The organism is Pseudomonas sp. Sample_10, from assembly GCF_004321495.1.
In the GTDB taxonomy this organism is placed as follows: domain Bacteria; phylum Pseudomonadota; class Gammaproteobacteria; order Pseudomonadales; family Pseudomonadaceae; genus Aquipseudomonas.
This window is the reverse complement of the sequence record NZ_RCOE01000072.1, coordinates 1-6,408: the sequence shown is the minus strand read 5'-3', so window position 1 is coordinate 6,408 and position 6,408 is coordinate 1. Positions and strand designations below refer to the sequence as shown.

Here is a 6,408-nt window from a genome sequence, read left to right as displayed (position 1 = left end):
GTCTCGAACGTCGTGAAACGTTCGCCGCAGGCCAGGCATTCACGCCGGCGGCGCACCTGTTCGCCCTCGGCGACCAGACGCGAGTCGATGACCTTGGTGTCGTTGGCACCGCAGAAGGGACAGTGCATGGTGGCAGGCAACAAAAAAAGGGAGGGCCATGGTAGCGCATCCCGGTGGCAAGACAAGCCATAGGGTTTGCGGTATACAGACGGGATGATCAATTGATCCATGGATTTCATCTTTCCGGAGCTGCCAATGTCGTTACGTCCGCTCGTTTTGCTCAGCCTTTTCAGCCTGTTGGTGGCCTGCAGCAGCGATGCACCCCAGCCCCAGCCGCCAACGCCCGGCCCCGCGCCGCAACAAGCGCAGAAAAAAGCCAAAGAGGCCGCCAAACTCGGCCCGTTGCCCGCCCATCAACGGGAATTGAGCGGCACTCTGCAAGGCGTGCCGACCGGTGCCGAAGTCGAACTGGCCTTGCTGGTGATCGATGACAAGGACCGCCCGCAACAATTGCTCGCCAGTTCCAGCCTGATCGGCAACAACCAGATTTTGCCGTTCCACCTGCGTTTCAATCCAGAATCCTTCCCCGCCGGTGCCCGTGTCGAACTGCGAGGCCGCGCCAGCCAGTCCGGCCAGTTGATCCTGCATCTGCCGTCGCAAGTGATTACCCAGCCGACGACCCAGGCGCTGGGCCAGCTGCAATTCGTCAAAGCCCCATGAGTGCACCGCTCGACCTGCAACAGGCGTTGGGTGAACTGCTCGGTGATGCGCGCTTGGTCGCCTGTGAGCTACCGCAGACCGATCTGAAGTTGTGGCTGATCGACGGCGACAACATGGACCGCGCCTTCAGCCCCGAAGAAACCCGGCGCATCCTGCACGAGCCGCCATACTGGAGTTTCTGCTGGGCCAGCGGGTTGGCCGTGGCCCGTTATCTGGCCGACAACCGGCATTGGGTCGAAGGCAAACGTGTGCTGGATTTTGGCGCAGGGTCCGGTGTGGCGGGCATTGCCGCGGTGAAGGCCGGCGCACTGGAAGTAGTGGCCTGTGACCTTGATCCGCTGGCGATTGCCGCCTGTCGGGCGAATGCCGAACTCAATGGCGTACAACTCGACTACTCGACGGATTTTTTTGCCGAGGCCGATCGCTTCGATCTGATTCTGGTGGCGGACGTGCTGTACGACCGGGCCAACCTGCCATTGCTCGATGAGTTCTTGAGTCGTGGCCGGGAGGCGCTGGTGGCGGATTCGCGGGTACGGGATTTTCGCCATCCGCTGTACCGGCGTATCGAAATGCTCGAAGCCATGACCTTGCCGGATCTGGCCGAGCCGGAAGAGTTTCGGCATGTGAGCCTGTATCACGCCGCCCGTACATGAACGTTCCCACGCTCCGCGTGGGAATGCAGCCCAAGACGCTCCGCGTCTCAAAAGCAGACGCAGAGCGTCCCTTGAGGCGTTCCAACGCAGAGCGTGGGAACGATCAATGTTCCGACTTCCGGCCGCCCCCCACCAGGCCGTATAGTGGCCCCATTCACGCTTTTACGAGATTGCCCATGAGTCAGCAAACGCCGTACATCTTCGACGCCACGACTGCCGATTTTGACCAGTCGGTGATCGAGAACTCTTTCCACAAACCGGTGCTGGTGGATTTCTGGGCCGAATGGTGTGCGCCGTGCAAAGTGTTGATGCCGATGCTGCAGACCATCGCCGAGAGCTATCAGGGCGAATTGCTGCTGGCCAAGGTCAACTGCGACATCGAACAAGACATCGTCGCCCGCTTCGGTATTCGCAGCCTGCCGACCGTGGTGCTGTTCAAGGACGGTCAACCGGTGGACGGGTTTGCCGGTGCGCAGCCGGAATCCGCTGTGCGCGCCTTGCTTGAACCTCATGTGCAGATGCCGCCACCTGCAGCGGCCGATCCGTTCGAACAGGCCCAGGCCTTGTTCGACGACAGCCGATTCGCCGATGCCGAAGCGCTGCTCAAAGTCATCCTGGGCGAAGACAACACCAACGCCAAGGCCCTGATTCTCTACGCACGCTGCCTCACTGAGCGCGGTGAGCTGGGCGAGGCGCAAGTTGTGCTCGATGCGGTCAAGAGCGACGAACACAAGGCTGCCCTCGCCGGTGCCAAGGCGCAGATCAAGTTTCTCGGCCTGGCCCGGGATCTGCCGGATGCCGCTGACCTGAAGGCGCGACTGGCGAAAGACCCGCAGGACGACGAAGCGGTCTATCAACTGGCAATTCAGCAATTGGCCCGCCAGCAATACGACGCCGCGCTGGATGCCCTGCTCAAGTTGTTCATCCGCAATCGCAGCTACAACGAAGGCCTGCCGCACAAGACCTTGCTGCAAGTGTTCGAGCTGCTGGGCAATGACCACCCACTGGTGAGCACCTACCGTCGCAAGTTGTTTGCTGCGCTGTACTGATGATGCCGAGTAGGAGCCGGCTTGCTGGCAATGCACGATGACGCGGTTCACCTGCTGAAACGCAGCGTCCGCATCGCCAGCAAGCCGGCTCCTACAGCCAGCGATAAATCGGCGTATCGCCGCCGCTTTCCACCTTCACATCCGGGCTGTGGCGCAGGCGCACCAACAAGCGCTTGCCCGCTGCGGCGCTGCCGGTCAGAGCTTCAAGTTGATCGAGCAGATCCGGCCCGCTCAACTGTCCGGCCTTGCGCAGCAAATCCCTGGCGACCTGCCACAGCGAATCATCCTGGCTCATCGATTTCGCCGCTGGCGCGCTGACGTCGACTTTATCGACCTGCAACTGCGCGCCCAGCCTGGCCCAGTCGGCGTCATCCATTTCCAGCGTCAAATCCACCGGCCAGTCGCCGATGCTTCCGCGAATTCGCAACATAAGTCTGCTCCTGCACATTTCTGACTTGCATGCTCCCATGGGACTTGTGCAACGCCAAGCAGCCAGTCAAACTCTCCGCACTTACGTTATAAGATTACATAACAAATTGTTCACTTTACTTTCCGGAGACTCGCCATGCGTCGTCTGTTGCTCGCTTTGCCGTTTGCCTTGTTGCCCCTGGCTGTCGCCCATGCGGCTGACGAGCATGACCATGATCACGATCATGATCATGAGCACGGCAGCCTGGGTGCCCATGAGCACGGTGTCGGCCGGCTCAACGCGGCGCTGGACGGCCAGACCCTCGAGCTGGAGCTGGAAAGCCCGGCGATGAACCTGGTGGGCTTCGAACATGCCGCGACCACCGACGCCGACAAAGCCAAAGTCGCAGCGGTTCGTACTCAGCTGCAGAAACCACTGACGCTGTTCAACCTGGCGAAAGCTGCAGGCTGCGTGGTGCAAAACCAGACCCTGGAAAGCCCGCTGTTTGGCGATAAACCAGACGTCGATGATGACCACGATGGCGACGCCAAGGACGAGCATCATCACGACCACAGCGAAATCCACGCCCACTACCAGTTCACCTGCGCCACACCGGCGGCGCTGAAGACCCTGGATCTGGCGAACATTTTCAACAGTTTTCCGGCGACCCGGACCATTCAGGTACAACTGATCGGCCCGAGCGGGCAGCAAGGGGTTGAAGTGACGGCCCAGGCCGCAGCCCTGAAATTCTGAATCTATCCGGATCCTGTAGGAGCAAGGCTTGCCCGCGATGAACGATAGCGCGGAGCTCCTGTTAAACCGCGGTGTAGCCATCGCGAGCAAGCTTTGCTCCTACGGATCATCAACATTCTTGAAATCGGCGCCATGACCCAAACACTCATCGAACTGTCCGACCTGGGCTTCAGCTGGCCCGGTCATCCGCCGCTGCTGGACATTCCGGCGTTTCGCCTTTCACCTGGTGAAACCCTGTTCCTCAAAGGCCCCAGCGGCAGCGGCAAGACCACCCTGCTCGGCTTGCTGGGCGGCGTGCAGAAGCCTGATCGCGGCAGCATTCGCCTGCTCGGCCAGGAGCTCACCGAACTGTCGGCCGGTGCCCGCGATCACTTTCGCGTCGATCACACCGGTTACATCTTCCAGCAGTTCAACCTACTGCCGTTTCTGTCGGTGCGGGAAAACGTCGAACTGCCCTGCCACTTCTCCAAACTGCGCGCCGAACGGGCCAGGCAGCGTCACGGCAGCGTCGATAAAGCCGCCGCCACCCTGCTCGCCCACCTGGGTTTAAAGGATGAAAACATCCTCGGTCGACGTGCCGATTCGCTGTCCATCGGCCAACAGCAACGAGTGGCCGCCGCACGCGCGTTGATCGGTCAGCCGGAGCTGGTGATCGCCGACGAGCCGACTTCGGCGCTCGATTACGACGCCCGGGAAAACTTCATTCGCCTGCTGTTCGCCGAATGCCGCGAAGCCGGGTCGAGCCTGTTGTTCGTCAGCCATGACCAGAGCCTGGCGCCGCTGTTCGATCGCAACCTGTCGCTGGCCGAGCTCAATCGCGCCGCCAGCCCGTCCGAGGTCTGAGATGTATTTGTTCCGTCTAGCCATGGCCAGCCTGGCTAACCGTCGCTTCACCGCGATTTTGACCGCGTTCGCCATTGCCCTGTCGGTGTGCCTGTTGCTGGCCGTCGAGCGCGTGCGGACCGAGGCCAAGGCCAGTTTCGCCAGCACCATCAGCGGCACCGACCTGATCGTCGGCGCGCGCTCCGGCTCGGTGAATCTGTTGCTGTACTCGGTGTTCCGCATCGGCAACGCCACCAACAACATCCGCTGGGACAGCTTCGAACACTTCGCCAACAACCCGAAAGTGAAATGGGCGATCCCGATGTCCCTCGGCGATTCCCATCGCGGCTATCGGGTAATGGGCACCACCGAGGCCTACTTCGAGCATTACCAGTACGGCCGTCAACAACACCTGGAACTGGCCGCTGGCCGCGCCTTCGCCACTGATCCGTTTGAAGTGGTGCTCGGCGCCGAAGTGGCCGATGCGCTGCAATACAAGCTCGGCGAAAAACTGGTGCTGGCCCACGGCGTGGCGGCGATCAGTCTGGTCAAGCACGATGACAAACCGTTCACTGTGGTCGGCATTCTCAAGCGCACCGGCACACCGGTGGACCGAACGCTGCACATCAGCCTCGGCGGTATGGAAGCGATTCACATCGACTGGCACAACGGTGTGCCGGCCCGGGGCAACGGGCGAATCAGCGCCGATCAGGCACGCAACATGGACCTGAAGCCGCAAGCGATCACCGCGTTCATGCTCGGCCTCAACAGCAAGATTTCGACCTTCGCCGTGCAACGCGAGATCAACGAATTCCGTGGCGAACCGATGCTGGCGATCCTCCCGGGGGTGGCGCTGCAGGAGCTGTGGAGCTTGATGAGCACTGCCGAAAAAGCCTTGTTCGTGGTGTCCTTGTTCGTGGTGCTGACCGGGTTGATCGGCATGCTCACAGCGATTCTCACCAGCCTCAATGAACGCCGCCGCGAGATGGCGATTCTGCGTTCGGTGGGCGCACGGCCGTGGCATGTTGCGACCTTGCTGGTGCTTGAGGCTTTTGCCCTGGCGCTGTCCGGCGTAGTGGCGGGCGTGGCACTGCTGTACGTGTGCATCGCCGCGGCCCAAGGTTACGTGCAAGCCAATTACGGGCTGTTTTTGCCATTGGCCTGGCCCAGCGAATATGAATGGACGCTGCTCGGTGGCATCCTGATCGCCGCGCTGCTGATGGGCAGCGTGCCGGCCTGGCGTGCTTATCGCCAATCCCTGGCTGATGGCCTGTCGATCCGTTTATGAGGACTTTGAAAATGCCCCGCGCTGTCTTTGCGCTGTTGATGCTGGTCGCCCTGCCGCTATGGGCGGCCGAGCCGAAAGAGCTGACCTGGTCGGAAATGATCCCGCCGGATGCCGCACCGGAAGTGCCGAACATGACGCCGCTGCACGACCTGTCGAAGATGAGCGATGCATTGTCTGCCGAGTCAGCGCCAGCAGCGAAGCAGGACATGCCCAATGCGCCGGTGGTCAAAGCGCTCGACGGGCAGAACATTCGCCTGCCGGGCTACATCGTGCCGCTGGAAGTGAGTGAAGACGGACGCACCACGGACTTTCTGCTGGTGCCGTATTTCGGCGCCTGCATTCACGTGCCGCCACCGCCGTCGAATCAGATCGTGCATGTCAAAAGCGAAGTCGGGGTGAAGCTCGATGAGCTGTATCAGCCGTACTGGATCGAAGGGCCGATGCAGGTCAAAGCGTCCAGCAGCGAGTTGGCGGATGCCGGGTATCAGATGGAAGCGCAGAAAATTTATCTGTATGAATTGCCCGAATGAGTCCGGAGTTGTTTTGTTGATTCAGAAGACGCCTTCGCGGGCAAGCCTCGCTCCTACAGCACGCGGGGTGCGGCGACCGCGTTCTGTGGTTCATGAGCACTGCATTACAGGCGCTTCGGGCGCAACGCTGAACCTGTAGATACTCTGTTCACGGTCAAGCTTTCGCGAGATGTTTTTCGCTAAA

General features: G+C 61.0%; 8 protein-coding genes and 1 pseudogene. 7 read left to right on the top strand and 2 right to left on the bottom strand.

All coding sequences use genetic code 11. The annotated features are described in order from the left end of the window. Positions 1-230, bottom strand: a pseudogene (locus D8U18_RS29005) (hypothetical protein); the annotation flags it as partial. 25 nt (positions 231-255) lie between these two features. Between D8U18_RS29005 and D8U18_RS07040 the strand changes: the two are divergent. From D8U18_RS07040 to trxA, 3 genes are all read left to right on the top strand, one after another. After that, positions 256-720: a YbaY family lipoprotein gene (locus tag D8U18_RS07040; protein WP_056855905.1), complete on the top strand. Its 465-nt coding sequence runs from the start codon at positions 256-258 to the stop codon at positions 718-720. Further along, entirely contained in the window at positions 717-1,373 is a 657-nt protein-coding gene (locus D8U18_RS07035) for a 50S ribosomal protein L11 methyltransferase (RefSeq protein ID WP_131107336.1), read from the top strand. Before D8U18_RS07040 ends, D8U18_RS07035 begins: the two co-directional genes overlap by 4 nt. Before the next feature lie 176 nt (positions 1,374-1,549). Beyond that, on the top strand, positions 1,550-2,422 hold the full coding sequence (trxA, locus tag D8U18_RS07030; protein ID WP_056855850.1) for a thioredoxin: 873 nt from the start codon (positions 1,550-1,552) through the stop codon (positions 2,420-2,422). A gap of 91 nt (positions 2,423-2,513) precedes the next feature. On the opposite strand, the gene D8U18_RS07025 is transcribed toward trxA, so the two are convergent. Next, a complete protein-coding gene (locus tag D8U18_RS07025) occupies positions 2,514-2,852 on the bottom strand; it encodes a hypothetical protein (protein WP_130906956.1) in 339 nt (112 codons plus the stop codon). Positions 2,853-2,987: 135 nt separating this feature from the next. Between D8U18_RS07025 and D8U18_RS07020 the strand changes: the two genes are divergently transcribed. The 4 genes from D8U18_RS07020 to D8U18_RS07005 all read left to right on the top strand — a co-directional run bounded on the left by D8U18_RS07020 (position 2,988) and on the right by D8U18_RS07005 (position 6,224). Further along, positions 2,988-3,584: a DUF2796 domain-containing protein gene (locus tag D8U18_RS07020; protein ID WP_131107335.1), complete on the top strand. Its 597-nt coding sequence runs from the start codon at positions 2,988-2,990 to the stop codon at positions 3,582-3,584. 132 nt (positions 3,585-3,716) lie between these two features. Further along, complete coding sequence (locus D8U18_RS07015; RefSeq protein ID WP_056855853.1) at positions 3,717-4,427, top strand: ABC transporter ATP-binding protein; 711 nt, start codon at positions 3,717-3,719, stop codon at positions 4,425-4,427. Position 4,428: 1 nt separating this feature from the next. Then, the gene (locus D8U18_RS07010) at positions 4,429-5,694 is read left to right on the top strand and encodes an ABC transporter permease (RefSeq protein WP_056855854.1); all 1,266 of its coding nucleotides are present in this window, start codon (positions 4,429-4,431) and stop codon (positions 5,692-5,694) included. 11 nt (positions 5,695-5,705) lie between these two features. Then, positions 5,706-6,224: a DUF3299 domain-containing protein gene (locus tag D8U18_RS07005; RefSeq protein ID WP_131107334.1), complete on the top strand. Its 519-nt coding sequence runs from the start codon at positions 5,706-5,708 to the stop codon at positions 6,222-6,224. Positions 6,225-6,408 lie beyond the last annotated feature (184 nt).

Bases quoted from the DNA above. Each gene is read 5' to 3' on its own strand.
- D8U18_RS07015 (WP_056855853.1), top strand. From the start codon at position 3,717: ATGACCCAAACACTCATCGAACTGTCCGACCTGGGCTTCAGCTGGCCC.
- D8U18_RS07035 (WP_131107336.1), top strand. From the start codon at position 717: ATGAGTGCACCGCTCGACCTGCAACAGGCGTTGGGTGAACTGCTCGGT.
- trxA (WP_056855850.1), top strand. From the start codon at position 1,550: ATGAGTCAGCAAACGCCGTACATCTTCGACGCCACGACTGCCGATTTT.
- D8U18_RS07020 (WP_131107335.1), top strand. From the start codon at position 2,988: ATGCGTCGTCTGTTGCTCGCTTTGCCGTTTGCCTTGTTGCCCCTGGCT.
- D8U18_RS07005 (WP_131107334.1), top strand. From the start codon at position 5,706: ATGCCCCGCGCTGTCTTTGCGCTGTTGATGCTGGTCGCCCTGCCGCTA.
- D8U18_RS07040 (WP_056855905.1), top strand. From the start codon at position 256: ATGTCGTTACGTCCGCTCGTTTTGCTCAGCCTTTTCAGCCTGTTGGTG.
- D8U18_RS07010 (WP_056855854.1), top strand. From the start codon at position 4,429: ATGTATTTGTTCCGTCTAGCCATGGCCAGCCTGGCTAACCGTCGCTTC.
- D8U18_RS07025 (WP_130906956.1), bottom strand. From the start codon at position 2,852: ATGTTGCGAATTCGCGGAAGCATCGGCGACTGGCCGGTGGATTTGACG.